Origin of the sequence: Bacillus cereus group sp. BfR-BA-01355 (assembly GCF_022663675.1) — a bacterium.
GTDB lineage: Bacteria > Bacillota > Bacilli > Bacillales > Bacillaceae_G > Bacillus_A > Bacillus_A thuringiensis_S.
Genome location: NZ_JAKUFY010000004.1, coordinates 102,335 through 120,211 on the forward strand (window position 1 = coordinate 102,335; position 17,877 = coordinate 120,211).

Genomic DNA, 17,877 nt, shown 5'->3' on the forward strand with positions numbered 1-17,877 from the left:
TAATTATTAGCCTTCACCAATCGGGGGTTCACGAGCAGTTAGGCTCCCATCTCACTTCTTTACTTCCACTGAATTTTGAGGTAGGAATCTTACTGCTCATTAACACGGGATAAAAAATTTTTGTTGACAATTTTTTAAATATAGTTTTATAATACAAAACATAGTTTAGTTGAACAAATTATATATCGGCTTTGAAGGAATACTAGTAGCGACTTATATCACTGTCTCAGAGAACTGATGGTTGGTGCGAATCAGTACATATACAAGCGTGAATTACAATTCTGGAGCTTCTTTCCCGTAATGCTTTTTATGCATGAAGAGAAAGACGGATCTTTCCGTTATCGTAAAGTGAGTGGTAAACAATTAGTTGTTTACAAATAGGGTGGTACCGCGATTTTTATCGTCCCTATCGGATTTTCCGATAGGGACTTTTTTGCATCCATCCTCTTACACAATTTCATATATACGCGTTGAAAGAATCGCAGTAGTATCTTATATCCCTGTTACAGAGAGCTAATGGTCGGTGGAAATTAGCACATATATAAGTATGAATTACAATTCTGGAGCTTCTTTTTCGTAGTGCTTTTATGCATGAAGGAAAAGACGGAATTTTTCCGTTATCATTAATTGAGATGTAAGTATATTTTCACTTACAAATAGGGTGGTACCGCGATTCTTTCGCCCCTATCGGATTTTCCGATAGGGGCTTTTTCTATTTCTCACAGAAACAGATGTTAAATAATTCCGAATCTTATGATAAAATTTTATAAGCGCTTACAAAAATGAAAGGAGGTGATACAAGCTATACGAAATCGATATTCAATTTTATTGAAAAAAAGGAGGATGTCTAAATGACAAAGAAAACAGAAATTCCATCGCATTTAAAACCATTCGTATCCACACAACATTATGATCAATACACACCGGTGAATCACGCTGTGTGGCGTTATATTATGAGACAAAATCATAGCTTCTTAAAAGATGTTGCTCATCCAGCCTATGTGAACGGACTACAATCATCTGGTATTAATATAGATGCAATTCCAAAAGTAGAAGACATGAATGAGTGTTTGGCACCAAGTGGCTGGGGCGCTGTAACGATTGACGGACTTATTCCTGGCGTAGCATTCTTCGATTTTCAAGGACACGGATTACTACCGATTGCAACAGATATCCGGAAAGTAGAAAATATCGAGTACACACCAGCTCCAGATATCGTACACGAAGCCGCAGGACACGCACCGATTTTACTTGATCCTACATATGCAAAATATGTGAAACGTTTTGGGCAAATTGGTGCAAAAGCTTTCTCTACAAAAGAAGAACATGATGCATTTGAAGCTGTTCGTACATTAACGATAGTAAAAGAAAGCCCTACTTCTACTCCTGATGAAGTTAAGGCTGCTGAAAATGCTGTAATTGAAAAACAAAACTTAGTTTCTGGTTTATCGGAAGCTGAACAAATTTCACGTCTTTTCTGGTGGACAGTAGAATATGGATTGATCGGAAATATAGATGATCCAAAGATATATGGTGCTGGTCTCCTTTCTTCTGTTGGCGAAAGCAAACATTGCTTAACAGACGCTGTAGAAAAGGTTCCATTTTCTATCGAAGCATGTACAGGGACAACTTATGACGTAACAAAAATGCAACCACAACTATTTGTTTGTAAATCCTTTGAAGAATTAACAGATGCGCTTGAAACATTTTCTAAAACAATGGCCTTTAAAACAGGTGGAAAAGAAGGTTTAGAAAAAGCAATTCGCTCTGAGAACTATGCAACAGCTGAGCTAAATAGCGGATTACAAATTACAGGTACATTTAGCGAGACAATTGAAAACGATGCAGGTGAATTAATTTACATGCGAACAAATTCGCCAACGGCATTAGCGCTTCATAATAAACAATTAGCAAATCATTCTACTTCTGTACACAGTGACGGATTTGGAACACCGATTGGATTACTCACTGAAAATATTGCATTAGAAAATTGTACAGACGAACAACTACAATCATTAGGAATTACAATTGGAACTATCGCTGAGTTTACTTTTGCAAGTGGTATTCATGTAAAAGGAACAGTAACAGATATTGTAAAAAACGATAAGAAAATTGCTCTTATTTCCTTTATCGATTGCACAGTTACTTATAACGCCCGCGTTTTATTTGATGCTTCATGGGGCGCATTTGATATGGCTGTTGGCTCACAAATCACTTCAGTATTCCCAGGTGCCGCAGATGCCACAGCATTTTTCCCAATGGATGAAGAAGTTCACGAAATTCCTGCTCCACTTGTACTGAATGAACTTGAACGTATGTATCAAACAGTTCGAGATATTCGAATTGAGGGGATTTTACACGACGCGCATATCGATCAATTAGTAGCAATTCAAGAAGTATTAAATAAATTTTATGCGAAAGAATGGTTGCTGCGCCTTGAAGTATTAGAGTTACTTTTAGAGCATAACAAAGGGCATGAAACATCGGCAACATTACTACATCAACTTTCTACTTTCACAACTGACGAAGCTGTAACACGCCTTATTAACAATGGTCTTGCGTTACTTCCAGTAAAGGATGTGAAAAATGATGCTAAGATTAACTGAAGAAGAAGTTCACGAAGAATTATTGAAGGTAGATAAATGGATGGTAAAAGATGAGAAATGGATTGAACGAAAATATATGTTTTCCGACTACTTAAAAGGAGTCGAATTTGTCTCTGAAGCCGCCAAACTATCAGAAGAACATAATCACCATCCATTTATCCTTATCCAGTATAAAGCAGTTATTATTACTTTGTCATCTTGGAATGCAAAAGGTTTAACGAAACTAGATTTTGAGCTTGCAAAACAATTTGATGAACTATTTTTACAAAACGAAAAAGCAATTATAAGAAAATAAAAAAGAGAAGCCTTTTTAGGCTTCTCCTTTTATTTTGAAATGGATACAATGTCCAAATGGATCCTCGACTTGTAATATTCCATCTTTGTACGTAGCAATCTTGCCAATATTTTTTAAGCTTTCACATACTTGCTCTTTTTGTTTTTCATTCGCTAGTACAACTGTGAAATGTTTCAAACCAACAGAACCTGGCATTTGCGGTGGTACCCCTTCACCTTGCCATGTATTTAAACCGATATGATGATGATAACCACCTGCAGATACGAACAATGCTCCATTACGAGCTGGAATCGTTACTTCAAAACCAAGACCATCAACATAGAAACGTTTCGCTTCCTCTAAATCAGCTACATGAAAATGAATATGCCCCATCACAGTACCAGCTGGAAAGCCATTCCATGTACTTCCTTGCTGTAATAATTCTTCACCAGCTAACGGGTTACTAACAAATGGGAGTTCTCCATTCTCATCACGCCAAACTTCTTTTTGTCGATCATGATAAATTTCAATCCCGTTTCCATCTGGATCAGCTAAATAAAGAGCTTCACTAAAGTAATGATCGGCTCCGCCATGTAGTGGATATACCATCTCTACAAGATGACGAAGAACATTCGCTAAATCCTGCCTACTTGGTAATAAAATTGCGTAATGATATAACCCTGTTCTTGCTCTTTGCTTCGGAAAAGCTTCTTTCTTTTCTTCAATGATAAGAAGTGGTTCATCATTTTCATTCCCAAATGTAACGACTGCTTCTTCTTCTTTTAGCACCTTCATACTTAGTACTTCCGTATAAAACTCTAGTGATTTCTTTACATTAGATACGTATAAATGAACAACATCAAGTGTTGTATCGGGATGAAGTTGAAAACTCATCTTGTTAGCCCCCCCATTTAAATTAATTCTTCTTTGACATTTTTTCTTTTAAGAAATTATCTACAAAACCATCAGCTTTTGCAACAAATAAGTATGCACCCATTGCTAATAATGCAAGTTCTAATTCGAAACCAGGATTTTTTCCATCTCCCAATAAACCAGCTGACCATTTCACTTTTACGATTGCTCCAACCATAACAAGTGCAAATAATAATCCAATATATCTTACACCTAAACCTAGAATTAATAATAGACCTCCAACTAATTCAAATGTTGCTACACCGTATGCAAGTCCTCCTGGTAAACCAATGCTTGTAAACCACCCTGCAATATTGTCAATTCCTGATTGGAATTTTGTTAAACCGTGCATGAAGAATGTTACCCCTAACACGATACGAATAATTAAGTTACCAATATGTTGATTCATTTCATTCTCTCCTTTATAGTTTTCTTATACAAAACTTTTATTTATATTACAAAACATACACTAATTTTTTTTATTCGTCAATTCATTTTCACTGGGAAAAAATATATTTTTTTTGCTATGATACAAATAGTTGTTTACAAAAAGGAGCTTGATTTTATGAATATTGGTTCTGCAATACGTGAAATTCGTCAACGTAGAGGCATAACAATTGCACAAATTTGTGAGGGAACAGGTCTTTCTAAAGGCTTTATGAGTCAGGTTGAAAATAATAAGACATCACCATCTATCTCAACTTTAGAAACGATCTCCAATTTTTTAAATGTTCCCCTTCCCTATTTATTATTAGAACAAAAAGATCGCTTAAAAATTGTCAAAAAAGAAGAACGGAAATACAGTGTATACGGCAAAGATGAGCAAAGAATTGAACATGTTGCGGAGCAAGGGGGGCTTCGCCTATCTCTAGTAGAAATCCCTACTGGGTTCCCGAAAGAAAACTCACCAAATGCCCATGAAGGGGAAGAATGTCACCTTGTATTACGTGGGAAATTAGAAGTTCAGCACGGTGAAGATATTGCAATTGTAGAAGAAGGTGATTCTTTCTCATGGAATGCATGCGTTCCTCATATTGTTCGTAATATAGGAGAAGAAACTGCATTATTACTTATCTCTAGTTATGCGGAAAATCGAAAACGTGTTTACTAAATAATAAAAAAGAAGCCTGATTAACAGGCTTCTTTTTTATCCCCTTATAATTCCATAACTTGTCCCAACTAGTACCGTCTTTTCATGCTGATTGCGATAAACTGACTCGATTGAAACTTTTTTATAACCTTCCATTTGCTCAATATTTGTTAAAGTTAATTCACAAGTGATCGTATCTCCTGTAAAAACTGGTCTAATAAACTCACTTACTAATTCTCTTGCTATGTAATGTAACTCTTCGCCCACCTTTGTTCCGATACTAGCAGTCAATAAACCATGAACCATTAGTCTTCCGTTTTCATCGTATTCCATATGGTGTCTACCTTTATCACCTGTAATATTTGCAAATTCAAAAACTTCCTCCTCAGTAAATCTTCTTTCATATTTAAATACATCCCCAACTTTTATACTCATTTTTATCCCCCTAATAATAAACGGAATTTTCTTTTATTTTATCATAAAAAGAGCCTCAATCCATTCTCTATTATCAAAAGTCTCAAAATTACCTCGCTATACTTTTTTACTTTCCGTTCATTTATCGGTGACCATCTCTTTTCGCGACTTGATATCCATAGTACGCACATGTTCCATTTCTCGATAGCTCTCTAACTTCAAATCCACAACTTCTATAAAAATCAAAATTGTTCGCAGATGTATGCGCAAACCAATCACCGTGGGGAAGTTTTTGCAAACAAAGAGCTACAAGCTTCTTACCTAATCCCTTCCCTCTATATTCACACTTCACAACTAAATTTACTATATTCGCGATCATAATTCCATCCGAAATGACCCTAACCATCGCAATCATCTCTTCTTCATCCCAAATTGTGAAAGCCCATGTTGAATTTTCAAATGCTATCGTAAATTTTTCAATTTGCCAAGAAGGGATATTATCATTACTCCAACCGGCATCTTCAAACAATGCTTTAATTGCATATGCTGGTACGCTACTCGTTCCCTCACGAATAATAAGTCCATTATGATAAATGTACATGTAATCCCCCCTTTATTTTCATATACCATTCTTCAAAAAATGCAATTTACCTTTAAAAAAGTAATTTTTCATCCAACACGTTTAATGGAATAAACAAGAACATCCATCCCATGAAATAAAGTTGTTTTCTCATAGCTGAGCCCTGTCTTTCTAGCAACAAATATTGAGGCGGGATGATTCGGGTTAATGAGAGAAATTAATTTATTCATTCGTAATGCTTGGAAACCGTAGTCTCGAAATGCTGCCGCCGCTTCTTTTGCATACCCTTTTCCCCAATACTGAGGAAGTAACCAATAACCAATTTCAATTTCCTCTTTTCCATCAATCTGCTGCTTTACCAGCCCTGCATGACCAATTCTTGTTCCCGTTTCCTTTTCAATCAATACAAATAAACCGAGACCGTTTTTATAGCTAGGAATGACCCACTCCTCCAAACTTTTTTTACACTGTATATATGTTTTTAACGTCCCATTTCCAATATAGCGCATTACCTTCTCGTTCCCCCATAGTGAAGCATAGAACTGTAAATCATCCATTGTATATTTGCGAATTTGTAAACGATCTGTATGAAACATGCCTGCACTCCTTTCCACTAATTTATTCTTAATTTCACGATCATGTTTTGTATGCATACGAAATGTTACTATTAATTATAAAGTGAAACTTTAATCAGTGGGGAATTTTGTTCACCCCCACTGATTATCAGCCCTCACCAATCGAGCGTTTACGGGCAGTGGATCTCCCATCTAACTTCTTTGCTCTAGCTGAATTTTGAGGCGGGAGACTTACTGCCCGCAAATAGCGGGATAAATGAACCCACAATAAAATACAGAATATTCATTCTTAACGACTAAAAAAAGCAGTAGACAAATTTCGTCTACTGCATCCATATCATAACTAGTATTAAGAAAACTACAGTTGAGGGGGTGTAGGATTTTCAAATATACTAGATACTTATCCCGTTCTAACGGGCGGTAAACTTTCCAATTGTTTCAAGTGAAAAGTTTACCGCACATAAGAACTTCCTTCGTTCATTAAGATAGTATTGCTAAATAATCATATACACGCTTAGATTTCTCTCCACCCATTCGTGCATGCTGAAGAAGAGAAATGCCATGAGGACCAGATGCACGCAATGCTTCTGGTTGAGCTACTAAAATAGCTTGTACAACTTCTAATTCACCAAGCATAGCTGCTGCAAAAATATCCATCCGAGCACCCTTTTCTAGTAAATAAAGAGCAATATCTTTACGACCTACATGTGCCGATGCCCCTAACGCACTTTCCCAATCTGATCCACCCCAATTATAAGAGGCGTGAAGTAAGCTTGGCGATTCAACCAATAGCTCTTGTACTTTCTCTAAATCCCCGTGAGCTGCCATAACAAATTCTCTTACTAATTCAGTGGTAATACGCTCTTCTGTTTGCATCGCTCTTCTCCCCTTTTAGAAATTCGTTTCGGTGTAAAAAACGGCTTGTCACTTCCTTGAAAGATATCTACATCTATGCCAAATACATGTTGAAACATTTCATGGCATAGCACTTCTTCTGGTATACCATCATACTGAATCTTTCCTCGCTTTAATACGAGTAAACGATCGCTATATTGAGCAGCTTGGTTAATGTCATGTAAAACCATTATAATTGTCATTCCATACTCCTCATTTAATCGTTTCACAAGTTCCATTACTTCCAACTGGTGAACGATATCTAAAAAGGTTGTTGGTTCATCCAATAATAAGACATTTGTACGTTGCGCTAGCGTCATGGCAATCCAAGCACGTTGCCGTTCCCCTCCTGATAAAGAATGTAAAAGACGATATTCATACCCTTCAAGATTTGTAACAGACAATGCCCAATCAACAATTTCTTCATCTTCTTTATTTAAGCGGCTACTCCATGATTTATGTGGACCTCTTCCGAACTCAATTAGTTCTTTCACTGTTAAATCTAATTGATGATCATGCATTTGTGGTAACATTGCTAATTGCTTCGCTACATCAGCACTCTTCATCATATGAATGTTTTTCCCATCTAAAATGATGTCCCCTTCGCTTTGTTTCAGTAGCCTTGCTATTAAACGAAGCAAAGTAGATTTTCCCGATCCATTCGGACCAATTAAACTAACGATTTCTCCAGCCTTAATATGTACATTCATATTTTGCATTTGAAATCTTTCAGAGTGTGCATAAAACACTTTGTTAACGGAAATCACGTTGTTTTCCTCCTCTATGAATTAAATATAAGAAGAACGGACCACCTAAGAAGGACAGTAAAATACCAACAGGCAATTCGATTGGATCGAACCAACTTCGAGCTATTGCATCCGCAAAAACAAGTAATACACCGCCGCCAAGGCATGATAAAGGTAGCAAATATCTATAATCATTTCCAACTAATAAACGTAGCATATGTGGTACGACAAGACCGACAAATCCAATAAGACCAGATACACTTACTGCAATTCCAGCTAATAATGTACTTACTACGATTAAATAAAACCGACTTTTTTCCACGTTATGTCCTAATAACTTTGCCATTTCATCTCCAAGCATTAACACTCGAATATGCTTAATGCCAAAGAAAGCTAATATAATGGCGAATATTGCATAATAAATAATCATGTTTAAATGTGCCCAACTTACACCACCAATACCACCCGCTAGCCACGGTAACACGGATTGTACTTTGTCACTATGTAATAACATTAATGCTGACGTTGCTGCACCAATTAATGCATTGATCGACACCCCTACTAAGACGATTCTTGAAGGTGGTGCCCCTTTTTGCCATGATAAAGCATAAATAACCATCGCTGTTATGAAAGCTCCTAAAAACGCCCCTAGTGGTAAAAAAGCTAGATGCTGTGGGAATAAAATCATGATGACAATTGCTACAAGGCCTGCCCCAGATGAAACTCCGATAATACCAGGATCTGCAAGAGGGTTTCTCATAACCCCTTGCAGCAGTGTACCAGATGCAGCTAAACATGTTCCTACTATAAACCCAACGAGAACTCTCGGTATGCGAAGATCCCATACAATTCGATGAACTGTCGAACCCTCATCTTGTATACCTGTTAGAATGTCTCGTACAGAAAAAGATAAACTTCCTGCGAAAAGTCCGTAAAAGAGGCCTAGAATTGTTAATACAACTAAAGTAACTGCTATTATCCATCTTTTTTTCGCAAAAGGATGTTCCTTTTCTCTTACTACTTCACTACTTTCCATACGTATCATTTCCTTACATCTTGTATACTTTTATACATAAAGTCCATTGCTTCTGTAACTTTTGTCCCAGGATTAGATCCAAATAAATCAGGTGGCAAAATAACTACGTGGTTTTGTTTTACTGCATCTAAATTTTTCCACGCTTCATTTTTCATCATTTCGCCTTCGAATGCTTTTTTCACACTTTTTGGATCTCCGTGTGTAATTAAATAAATGACATCTGGATTCGCCTCAATAATACGTTCTACACTTAGCTGTGCATATTGCGGATATTCTTTCGTTTCTGGAAAATCAGAAGCAATATTTTTCCCGCCTGTTTTTTCTAAAACATCACCTGATAAAGATGTTGGTAATGCCGCTAAATAAGTACCTGGTGCGCCATACACTAGCAATGCTTTCACATCGCTCTTTTTCTCATATTTCTTCATTTGATCATTGATTTTTTGATTAAGTTCTTTTGCTTTATCTTCTTTCTTCATTACCGTTCCATATAATTCAATATTCTTTTGAATATCTTGTACAGAATTCGCAGAAGAAATGATTACTTTCGTTCCCTGTCCTTCAACCGTTGGCACATTCTTTTGGAATCCATTGTTAGCAACAAGTACATCGGGCTTTAAACTAGCAATTTGCTCAAAATTCGGTTGATGTGCATTCCCAATTACTTTTGCCTTCTTTAACTCCTCTGGAAGAGTTAATTTCGTATCCGGACGACCTACTACTTTTCCACCTAAAGCATGAATAATATCCATGTCCCCCATACTTAATGTTGCAAAACTTTCTGGTACTTTATCGAATGTTACCTTTCTCCCTGACAGGTCGGTAATTTCGATTTTTTCTTTTCCTTTTTCTGTTTTGGTTGCAGACGCTTTTTCGTCCCCTTTGGCACTGCAACCTATTAACAAGAAAAAAATAGATAAAATCGCTGTAAATAGCGTAATAGATTTTTTCATTCCTTCACCTCTAGTTGATAATGATAATCATTAACTACTATTCTACTTTAATTGATAAGGATTATCATTGTCAACATGAAACGCATACATTTTTCTACAAAAAACAAAAAGCGCGACAAAAAGATTCTTTCTTTTCGCCGCGCTCTAGTTAACAATATTATTCACATTCATTTTCCTCTAACTGGTCACGCATCACTTTCACACGCTGAAAGAAAAAGAACGATAAACTTAAAAATATAACGATACTCCCCATCATAACAAAAAATTGGATTGTCTCTTTTGCTCCATCCGGAATCAACAAGCCAACCATTAACAATGTACTTACAGCGAGAAGAATTTGTCCGAACCTAGTATAATCTTCTATTTTCCCTTGTAATTCTTTCATTATATTCTCACTCCTCCATTTCACTTTATCATATTCTATGAAACTGAAAGACCAGTAAATACAGCCATTCTGGGAGATGTTTTCCAACAAAAAAAGAGCCGCTTTACTGCGGCTCTTTTTTAATCATTATTCACCTTTATATGCTTCCATATAAATTTCTTTCAGCTCTGAAATAAGCGGTAACTTTGGATTAGCAGTTGTACATTGATCTTCAAAAGCTCTTTCTGCTAATACTCCAACAACCTCTTCAAATTGCTCTTTATCTACCCCTTGTCCTGCAATACTCATATTAATATTTAAGCTTTTTCCAAGCTCAATAATTGCTTTGACGAGTGATTCCACACCTTCTGCTACTGAGCTTGCTGGAAGCCCGAGCATTCTCGCAATATGTGCATAGCGTTCATCTGCTACAAAGTGCTCATATTTTGGGAACAATGCGTGTTTTCTTGGCTTAATAGCATTATAGCGGACTACATGCGGCATAAGAATTGCATTTGCACGTCCGTGCGGAATATGGAATTCTGGACCAATTTTATGTGCTAAGCTGTGATTAATACCTAGAAAAGCATTTGCAAATGCCATCCCTGCAATTGCAGAAGCGTTATGCATTTTTTCCCGTGCTTCTTCATCATTTCCATCTTTATATGCTCTCGGTAAATATTTGAATACGAGATCAATAGCTTTTAATGCTAATCCATCTGTATAGTCATTTGCCATAACAGACACATACGCCTCAATTGCATGTGTTAAAACATCCATACCAGTATCTGCTGTTACATGTGGTGGTACTGTCATTACAAATTGCGGATCAACAATTGCTACATCTGGTGTTAATTCATAATCTGCGAGCGGATACTTTATATTATTTTTCTTATCTGTAATAACCGCAAATGGTGTCACTTCTGATCCTGTTCCTGATGTTGTTGGAATCGCAACAAACTGTGCCTTATTTCCTAATTCCGGATATTTACATGTACGTTTTCTTATATCTAAAAACTTCTGTTTAATGCCATAGAATGTCGTTTCTGGATGCTCATAGAATAACCACATTCCTTTTGCTGCATCCATAGCTGAACCACCACCAAGTGCGATAATTACATCTGGCTTAAAGCTTCTCATCATTTCCGCACCTTTAAAGACAGTTTCATCTGATGGATCTGGTTCGACCTCAAAGAAAACTTCAATTTTCACATCATTTGCATGCTTGTTTAAATAGTGCGTGACTGTATCCACATAGCCATGTTCAACCATTCCAGGATCCGTTACAATAAATGCACGTGAAATGTTAGGCATATTTGCTAAATACGCTGTAGCATGTTTTTCAAAATAAATTTTTGGTGGCAATTTGAACCACTGCATATTCTTTTTTCTATTTGCCAGCCTTTTTATATTTAATAAATGAGTCGCTGTTACATTTTGGGAAACTGAATTTTTTCCGTAAGAACCACAACCAAGTGTAAGTGATGGAATAAATCCGTTATATATATCCCCTATTCCACCTTGTGATGAAGGTGCATTTACAATGAGACGGCAAGCTTTCATACGTAATCCAAATTGCTTTTGCACTTCTTTATTTGTAGAATGAATAACTGCTGAATGTCCTAAACCACCGAGGTTCAACATTTCTTCGCAATATGTAAATCCTTTTTCTAATGAATTCGCCTTCACACAGGCTAATACTGGGCTCAGTTTCTCACGAGATAACGGGTATGCTGCTCCGATACCTTGAATTTCAGCTACAAGCATTTTTGTATGTTCAGGAACAGTAATCCCAACTAATTCGGCAATATACTGTGCTGATTTTCCTACAATATCACTATTTACTGCACATGTATTTTCATTTATAACGAGCTTTTCTAATTTTTTTCTTTCTTCTTCTGTTACAAAGTAACAATTGTTTTCGATCATTTCTGTTTTAACATCATCATAGATTTCTTTATCGACAATGATTGCTTGTTCCGATGCACAAATCATACCGTTATCAAATGTTTTCGATAAAATTAAATCATTAACAGCTCGTTTTACATGTGCTGATTTTTCTATATAACACGGTACATTACCAGGACCTACACCTAGCGCTGGTTTTCCAGTAGAGTAAGCTGATTTCACCATACCAGCGCCTCCAGTTGCTAGAACGAGTGCCACACCATCATGGTTCATTAATTGTTTCGTCGCTTCGACAGACGGTCTTTCAATCCATTGAATACAATGTTTTGGTGCACCAGCTTTCATTGCTGCATCATATACGGTTTTCGCTGCTGCCACCGAACAATTTTGTGCAGAAGGATGAAATGCGAAAATAATTGGATTTCTCGTTTTTATCGCAATCAACGCTTTAAACATTGTTGTCGACGTTGGATTCGTTACTGGTGTTACCCCAGCTACTACACCGACAGGTTCTGCAATTTCTATTATTTCTTCATGAGGATCTTCGTGAATAATTCCTACCGTTTTATCTTGCTTTATACTATGCCAAATATATTCAGTGGCAAAAATATTTTTAATGCATTTGTCTTCATAGACACCACGGCCTGTTTCTTCAACAGCCAATTTTGCAAGTGGCATATGTTGATCAACACCTGCTAATGCCATTTCATGAACAATGTTGTCAATCTGCTCTTGTGTAAAACTTTCTAATGCTTGTAAAGCTTGTTGACCGTTATTTACTAACGTATCAATCATCTCTTTTACCTCTTGCATTTCATTTACAACTTTCTCTTTGACTACCATGTAAATTTCCTCCTATTCTGTTATCACGGTCTTTATAAGTCCCTATAGGTCATAATAAGTCCCGATTAGCGAAAAAAAATAGAGTTACCGTCCTACATGAATCCCATTGTTTGTGAAACACTTCACAAGTTTACTCGTGAATAACATTTCATGAATTCAATATACATGAAATCATTTCATTTGTGTATGTATAATTTGTGAAATATTTCACAAATTAACATAATAAAAAATGCACTGCTCCACATTAGCAGTGCATTTTTTATTACGCTAGCGCTTGTGCTAAATCTTCAATTAAATCTTCACCATCTTCAATACCGACAGAAATACGAATTAATGTATCTGTAATTCCTAATTCTTTACGGCGATCTGCTGGGATTGATGCATGTGTCATTTGAGATGGGATAGAAATTAAACTTTCTACTGCTCCTAAGCTTTCAGCAAGTGTAAAGTATTGCAGTTTCTCAAGTACTTTATTTAATGTTTCCTCACTATCTACATCAAACGAAATAATAGCACCAAATCCATTTGCTTGTTCTGTTGCTAATTCGTGGTTTTGATGTGATTCAAGACCTGGGTAATATACTTTATTTACTTTTGGATGATTATTTAAAAATTCAGCAATAGCGCGTGAATTCGTTTCATGTTCTTCCATACGAATTCCTAATGTTTTTAAACCGCGAAGTAGTAAGAAGCTATCTTGTGGTCCAAGAATACCTCCTGTTGAGTTTTGTACAAAGTGAAGGTCTTCTGCTAGTTGTGGGCTATTTACCACTACTAGACCTGCAACTACGTCACTATGACCTCCTAAATATTTCGTTGCACTATGAAGTACAATGTCTGCTCCTAAAGAAATCGGCGACTGCCAATATGGCGTCATGAATGTATTATCAATAATTGTTAATAAATCTTTCTCTTTAGCAAGAGTAGATATTTTCTTAATATCAGTAATTTTTAGTAATGGGTTCGTTGGTGTTTCCACATAGATCGCTTTCGTATTTGGACGAATTGCTTCTACAACTTCCTCTAAGTTTGTTGTGTCTACAAATGTATGTTCAATACCGAAGCGGTTTAATACTTTCGTAATAACACGATACGTTCCACCATAAACATCATCTGTTAAAATAACGTGGTCACCTTTTGAGAACAACATAATTGTCGCTGTAATAGCAGCCATTCCAGAACCGAATGCAAATCCAGCATGACCATTTTCTAATACGGCAATCATTTCTTCTAAAGCTGCACGTGTTGGGTTACCTGTACGTGAATATTCATATCCTTGATGCTTACCAACCGCTTCTTGTTTGTACGTACTTGTTTGATAGATCGGTACGTTTACAGATCCAGTTGAAGGTTCTCCTATGCGAATACCATGAATTAACTTTGTCTTTGCTCTCATTTTTTATTCCCATCCTTTGTATATGTCTTTACTTAAATAGCGCTCACTACTATCAGGAAAAATGGTTACAATATTTGTACCTGGTGCTGCCTTCTCTGCCTCAAGTAAGCTCGCATGAAATGCTGCTCCTGAAGAGCTCCCAACGAGAAGTCCTTCTTTTTGCGCTAATTCTTTCACTCGTAAAAATGCATTTCGATCAGAAATCGTATGAATTTCATCAAAATAAGATGTCTTCAAAAATGGCGGGATAAATTCCAGTCCAATTCCTTCGGTCTCATGTGAACCAGCCTTACCACCATTTAAAATAGATCCTTCTGGCTCTACGATAACTGTTTTAATATCTATATTTTTTTCTTTCAAATAAGATGCAGTCCCCATAAACGTACCGCCAGTTCCTGCTCCAGCAACAAATATGTTAATCTCTCCATTCAGTGCATCCCAAAGTTCAGGACCTAGTGTTTTGAAATAAGCACGCGGGTTTGCTTCATTCGCAAACTGACTTGGAGAGTATGAATTCGGTATTTCATTTACTAATTCTTTTGCTTTTGCAATTGCACCGGTCATTCCTTGCTCAGTCGGTGTATGCACGACCGTTGCACCTAGTGCTTTCATTAATTCTTGTTTTTCAATACTAAATTTCTCTGGTACACAAACGATAACACGTAAATCATGTTCTAATGCTGCAAGTGCCAGTCCAATACCAGTATTCCCAGCAGTCGGTTCAATAATTGTTCCACCTTGGGTAACAAGCCCTTTTTCTAGCGCATCTTCGATTAATTCTCTTCCTAAACGATCCTTAACGCTTCCGCCTGGGTTATAAAATTCAAGCTTTGCAAATAAGCGGACCCCTTTCGGAAGTGAAAAACGAGTAATTTCTACAATTGGTGTATGACCAATTAACTCATGAACTCCACGATATACATTCATCGTGTTCTCCCCCTTGTTTGCCAATAAAGAAAAGGCAACTGTATGTATTTTCTTTATATGAGACAGTTGCCTTTTTGTTACATTACTTTAACTCTTCTAACACTTTTACGATAAAGTTTGTAGAATGAAGAGCTGCTTGATCTAAAAACTGATCAAATGAAACATTTGATTCTTTACCAGCAATATCAGAAAGTGCGCGAATGATAACAAACGGAACTTCATATTGGTGGCATACTTGTGCGACAGCTGCTGCTTCCATTTCTACCGCATAAAGATTTTCAAATTTATCACGGATGGCTGCAACGCGGTTCGGATCACTCATAAATGAATCGCCTGTTGCAATCATGCCTTTTACAACTTGAATATTTTCTTCAGTTTGCATACATTTCTCAGCTAATGCAACTAACGCCTCATCAGCTTTAAATCCAGGCGGCATTCCTGGTACTTGACCATATTCATAGTTAAATGCTGTTACATCTACGTCATGGTGACGAACTTCAGTGGAAATAACTACATCACCAACGTTTAGAGAATGATGGAATCCACCAGCTGAACCAGTATTAATTACTTTTTCAGGCTTATATTTTTCTAATAAAATTGTCGTTGACATCGCTGCGTTTACTTTACCAATACCAGACTTTAACAAGATTACTTCATGTCCTGCTAATAGTCCTTTCGTAAATTCACAACCTGCAACCGTTTCTGTCTCTGCTTGTTCTAATTTGTCACGTAAAATACGTACTTCTTCTTCCATTGCTCCAATTACAGCAATTCTCAATCTAATCCCTCTTTCTATTGCTTAGTTGCCTCCATTACCCAAACGAAATGATTTAATCTCGTAAACGTTACATGGAAGCCATTGTTTTCAAAAATAGTCTGCATAACTGGAATACGTGTATAGTATTCCGTTTGCAAATCGTTTGCTAACTGGTGAAAACCTCTTTGTTTTGCTGTTTCAACAGTTTTATCATATGCATCTTGATCTGCAAATATCGTATCAGCAAACACTATTTTACCACCTTTGTTTAGCAATTGACTATACTTCGCAACCGCTACATTTTTTTCATCATCTGTTAAATGATGAAATGCATAGGTGCTTACAATGGTATCAATTGAATTTGGGACTTCAAACGAAAGAAAATCACCTTCTGTAATCGAAAATTCTTTTGGCAATTTCTCTTTTGCAATCATACGCATTTCACGCGACGGTTCTATACCGTAAACTGTGCGGCCAGCAAGTAATAATTTATTTGTTAAATTACCTGTACCGACACCAAATTCTAATACATTACCAAATGACTTGTTAACTACATCCTCTAGAATATCCTCATAATGGGCGAAAACTTCTTTATATTGTATATCTTCGCCTTGTACGAATGAGTCGTACGTATGAGCCCACTCATCAAATAAACCATTAAATTCTGTGCCCATAAAAATTCCCCTTTTTCTTATCGGTTTTATCAGTATGATATTCCCTCTTTCTAAAAATGTCAATTGAAATGTACATGGTATTTCCTTCTTTTCTTTGTTACACTATAGTTGATTACATAGGAGAGGGGCCGTCTTCATGTCATTTACCTTTGAAATGTTAGAAGATAAAGTAGAATTTTTTGAAGCGGGAGACTTAGCTTCTTTAGAACGAAAAATTAGTGAACAAATCGATAATAATAAAGCACTTATGCTTGAAGTTCATCACATCTCACATCAAATGGTTATGGATCCTGAAAGCAAAAGACCGTATTATAGCGCGGTTGTTCATTTTAAATTAAAGAAATTGCGTTAACTAAAAAAGAGAAGCTCCTAAGGAGCTTCTCTTTTTTAGTTTAGAGTTTGAACAAGTACTGGTTTCCAGCCCTCATTATCTACCCAATCAATATTTACGTAATATCTTTTTCCACTTTGCTTATCTTGAACGTCACCATAAGCTTTACTCTTTCCAGTTTTGTCTCTTCCAACAAAATGGAATACTAATTGCTCCTTCGGTACTTCAATACCTGCAGCAATTGCACTTTGCATCTCATTCCAATCTGATGACCCCTGTTTAAACGTCATCGCTGGTGATGAACCTTGTTCTGTTCCTACAGCTTTCCAAGAAGGTTTTGTATAAGCCTCTTTTGCCTTGGATACAGTTTTTTCAGCTGATACTTTCTCGTTAGCTTTCGCTTCTTCTTCAGCTTTTTTCTTTTCTTCCTCAGCCTTTAACTTCTCTTCTTCAGCTTTTTGCTTAGCTTCTGCTTGCTCTTTTTCTTTTTCTTTTTTCTTAGCAGATTCTTTATCTTCTGATTTTCCAGCTTTCTCATTCTTTGTTGTTTGTTGAGAGACTTTCTTATCAGTAGAAGATGCTTGCTCTTTCGTACTA

Annotated in this window: 20 protein-coding genes and 2 other annotated features; of the genes, 4 read left to right on the forward strand and 16 right to left on the reverse strand. The window is 36.5% G+C overall.

Annotation, left to right across the window (positions count from 1 at the left end; translation table 11 throughout):
• Positions 1-182: 182 nt before the first annotated feature.
• Positions 183-411 (forward strand) — a binding site (T-box leader).
• Positions 412-461: 50 nt separating this feature from the next.
• Positions 462-689 (forward strand) — a binding site (T-box leader).
• Between the two features lie 162 nt (positions 690-851).
• Complete coding sequence (locus MR167_RS02705) at positions 852-2,606, forward strand: aromatic amino acid hydroxylase (protein ID WP_063675717.1); 1,755 nt, start codon at positions 852-854, stop codon at positions 2,604-2,606.
• Positions 2,587-2,901: a 4a-hydroxytetrahydrobiopterin dehydratase gene (locus MR167_RS02710; protein WP_000979537.1), complete on the forward strand. Its 315-nt coding sequence runs from the start codon at positions 2,587-2,589 to the stop codon at positions 2,899-2,901. The genes MR167_RS02705 and MR167_RS02710 overlap by 20 nt, the downstream gene beginning before the upstream one ends.
• Positions 2,902-2,916: 15 nt before the next feature.
• Here the strand turns inward: MR167_RS02710 and MR167_RS02715 are convergent, their stop codons facing one another.
• The gene (locus tag MR167_RS02715; RefSeq protein WP_242313852.1) at positions 2,917-3,774 is read right to left on the reverse strand and encodes a VOC family protein; all 858 of its coding nucleotides are present in this window, start codon (positions 3,772-3,774) and stop codon (positions 2,917-2,919) included.
• A 22-nt stretch (positions 3,775-3,796) separates the two neighbouring features.
• Entirely contained in the window at positions 3,797-4,201 is a 405-nt protein-coding gene (locus MR167_RS02720; protein ID WP_001071553.1) for a DoxX family protein, read from the reverse strand.
• Between the two features lie 156 nt (positions 4,202-4,357).
• On the opposite strand from MR167_RS02720, the gene MR167_RS02725 reads away from it, so the two are divergent.
• Complete coding sequence (locus tag MR167_RS02725) at positions 4,358-4,903, forward strand: helix-turn-helix domain-containing protein (protein WP_001020693.1); 546 nt, start codon at positions 4,358-4,360, stop codon at positions 4,901-4,903.
• A 36-nt stretch (positions 4,904-4,939) separates the two neighbouring features.
• Here MR167_RS02725 and MR167_RS02730 read toward each other — a convergent pair whose 3' ends face one another.
• The 13 genes from MR167_RS02730 to MR167_RS02790 form a co-directional block, all read right to left on the reverse strand.
• Positions 4,940-5,317 (reverse strand): hotdog family protein, encoded by a 378-nt coding sequence (locus tag MR167_RS02730; protein WP_000025008.1) that lies wholly within the window; start codon positions 5,315-5,317, stop codon positions 4,940-4,942.
• 121 nt (positions 5,318-5,438) lie between these two features.
• Positions 5,439-5,897, reverse strand: coding sequence for a GNAT family N-acetyltransferase (locus MR167_RS02735; protein ID WP_000276126.1), 459 nt, complete (start codon positions 5,895-5,897; stop codon positions 5,439-5,441).
• 68 nt (positions 5,898-5,965) lie between these two features.
• Entirely contained in the window at positions 5,966-6,529 is a 564-nt protein-coding gene (locus tag MR167_RS02740) for a GNAT family N-acetyltransferase (RefSeq protein ID WP_003263049.1), read from the reverse strand.
• 402 nt (positions 6,530-6,931) lie between these two features.
• Positions 6,932-7,327, reverse strand: a complete 396-nt coding sequence (locus MR167_RS02745; RefSeq protein WP_001192766.1) for an ankyrin repeat domain-containing protein — start codon at positions 7,325-7,327, stop codon at positions 6,932-6,934.
• On the reverse strand, positions 7,294-8,112 hold the full coding sequence (locus tag MR167_RS02750) for an ABC transporter ATP-binding protein (protein WP_000626531.1): 819 nt from the start codon (positions 8,110-8,112) through the stop codon (positions 7,294-7,296). The genes MR167_RS02745 and MR167_RS02750 overlap by 34 nt, the downstream gene beginning before the upstream one ends.
• A complete protein-coding gene (locus tag MR167_RS02755; protein ID WP_002082127.1) occupies positions 8,099-9,127 on the reverse strand; it encodes a FecCD family ABC transporter permease in 1,029 nt (342 codons plus the stop codon). Before MR167_RS02755 ends, MR167_RS02750 begins: the two co-directional genes overlap by 14 nt.
• Positions 9,128-9,132: 5 nt before the next feature.
• The gene (locus MR167_RS02760) at positions 9,133-10,080 is read right to left on the reverse strand and encodes an ABC transporter substrate-binding protein (RefSeq protein ID WP_000748463.1); all 948 of its coding nucleotides are present in this window, start codon (positions 10,078-10,080) and stop codon (positions 9,133-9,135) included.
• A gap of 157 nt (positions 10,081-10,237) precedes the next feature.
• Positions 10,238-10,465 (reverse strand): YrhC family protein, encoded by a 228-nt coding sequence (locus MR167_RS02765; RefSeq protein WP_000661454.1) that lies wholly within the window; start codon positions 10,463-10,465, stop codon positions 10,238-10,240.
• A 126-nt stretch (positions 10,466-10,591) separates the two neighbouring features.
• Positions 10,592-13,195, reverse strand: a complete 2,604-nt coding sequence (gene adhE / locus MR167_RS02770; RefSeq protein WP_000260462.1) for a bifunctional acetaldehyde-CoA/alcohol dehydrogenase — start codon at positions 13,193-13,195, stop codon at positions 10,592-10,594.
• Between the two features lie 262 nt (positions 13,196-13,457).
• Positions 13,458-14,591: a bifunctional cystathionine gamma-lyase/homocysteine desulfhydrase gene (locus MR167_RS02775; protein ID WP_001201921.1), complete on the reverse strand. Its 1,134-nt coding sequence runs from the start codon at positions 14,589-14,591 to the stop codon at positions 13,458-13,460.
• A gap of 3 nt (positions 14,592-14,594) precedes the next feature.
• A complete protein-coding gene (locus MR167_RS02780; protein WP_001103877.1) occupies positions 14,595-15,518 on the reverse strand; it encodes an O-acetylserine dependent cystathionine beta-synthase in 924 nt (307 codons plus the stop codon).
• Positions 15,519-15,600: 82 nt separating this feature from the next.
• Positions 15,601-16,296 carry a 5'-methylthioadenosine/S-adenosylhomocysteine nucleosidase gene (gene mtnN / locus MR167_RS02785; protein ID WP_001217027.1) on the reverse strand — a complete coding sequence of 232 codons (696 nt, stop codon included), beginning with the start codon at positions 16,294-16,296 and terminating at the stop codon, positions 15,601-15,603.
• 14 nt (positions 16,297-16,310) lie between these two features.
• Positions 16,311-16,949 carry a class I SAM-dependent DNA methyltransferase gene (locus tag MR167_RS02790; RefSeq protein WP_000536323.1) on the reverse strand — a complete coding sequence of 213 codons (639 nt, stop codon included), beginning with the start codon at positions 16,947-16,949 and terminating at the stop codon, positions 16,311-16,313.
• Between the two features lie 136 nt (positions 16,950-17,085).
• On the opposite strand from MR167_RS02790, the gene MR167_RS02795 reads away from it, so the two are divergent.
• On the forward strand, positions 17,086-17,301 hold the full coding sequence (locus MR167_RS02795) for a YrzA family protein (RefSeq protein WP_000010984.1): 216 nt from the start codon (positions 17,086-17,088) through the stop codon (positions 17,299-17,301).
• Positions 17,302-17,336: 35 nt separating this feature from the next.
• On the opposite strand, the gene MR167_RS02800 is transcribed toward MR167_RS02795, so the two are convergent.
• On the reverse strand, positions 17,337-17,877 hold a 541-nt coding region (locus MR167_RS02800), incomplete at its 5' end, for a YrrS family protein (protein ID WP_242313854.1).

Bases quoted from the DNA above. Each gene is read 5' to 3' on its own strand.
- MR167_RS02705 (WP_063675717.1), top strand. From the start codon at position 852: ATGACAAAGAAAACAGAAATTCCATCGCATTTAAAACCATTCGTATCC.
- MR167_RS02710 (WP_000979537.1), top strand. From the start codon at position 2,587: ATGATGCTAAGATTAACTGAAGAAGAAGTTCACGAAGAATTATTGAAG.
- MR167_RS02715 (WP_242313852.1), bottom strand. From the start codon at position 3,774: ATGAGTTTTCAACTTCATCCCGATACAACACTTGATGTTGTTCATTTA.
- MR167_RS02720 (WP_001071553.1), bottom strand. From the start codon at position 4,201: ATGAATCAACATATTGGTAACTTAATTATTCGTATCGTGTTAGGGGTA.
- MR167_RS02725 (WP_001020693.1), top strand. From the start codon at position 4,358: ATGAATATTGGTTCTGCAATACGTGAAATTCGTCAACGTAGAGGCATA.
- MR167_RS02730 (WP_000025008.1), bottom strand. From the start codon at position 5,317: ATGAGTATAAAAGTTGGGGATGTATTTAAATATGAAAGAAGATTTACT.
- MR167_RS02735 (WP_000276126.1), bottom strand. From the start codon at position 5,897: ATGTACATTTATCATAATGGACTTATTATTCGTGAGGGAACGAGTAGC.
- MR167_RS02740 (WP_003263049.1), bottom strand. From the start codon at position 6,529: ATGCATACAAAACATGATCGTGAAATTAAGAATAAATTAGTGGAAAGG.
- MR167_RS02745 (WP_001192766.1), bottom strand. From the start codon at position 7,327: ATGCAAACAGAAGAGCGTATTACCACTGAATTAGTAAGAGAATTTGTT.
- MR167_RS02755 (WP_002082127.1), bottom strand. From the start codon at position 9,127: ATGGAAAGTAGTGAAGTAGTAAGAGAAAAGGAACATCCTTTTGCGAAA.
- MR167_RS02760 (WP_000748463.1), bottom strand. From the start codon at position 10,080: ATGAAAAAATCTATTACGCTATTTACAGCGATTTTATCTATTTTTTTC.
- MR167_RS02765 (WP_000661454.1), bottom strand. From the start codon at position 10,465: ATGAAAGAATTACAAGGGAAAATAGAAGATTATACTAGGTTCGGACAA.
- adhE (WP_000260462.1), bottom strand. From the start codon at position 13,195: ATGGTAGTCAAAGAGAAAGTTGTAAATGAAATGCAAGAGGTAAAAGAG.
- MR167_RS02775 (WP_001201921.1), bottom strand. From the start codon at position 14,591: ATGAGAGCAAAGACAAAGTTAATTCATGGTATTCGCATAGGAGAACCT.
- MR167_RS02780 (WP_001103877.1), bottom strand. From the start codon at position 15,518: ATGAATGTATATCGTGGAGTTCATGAGTTAATTGGTCATACACCAATT.
- MR167_RS02790 (WP_000536323.1), bottom strand. From the start codon at position 16,949: ATGGGCACAGAATTTAATGGTTTATTTGATGAGTGGGCTCATACGTAC.
- MR167_RS02795 (WP_000010984.1), top strand. From the start codon at position 17,086: ATGTCATTTACCTTTGAAATGTTAGAAGATAAAGTAGAATTTTTTGAA.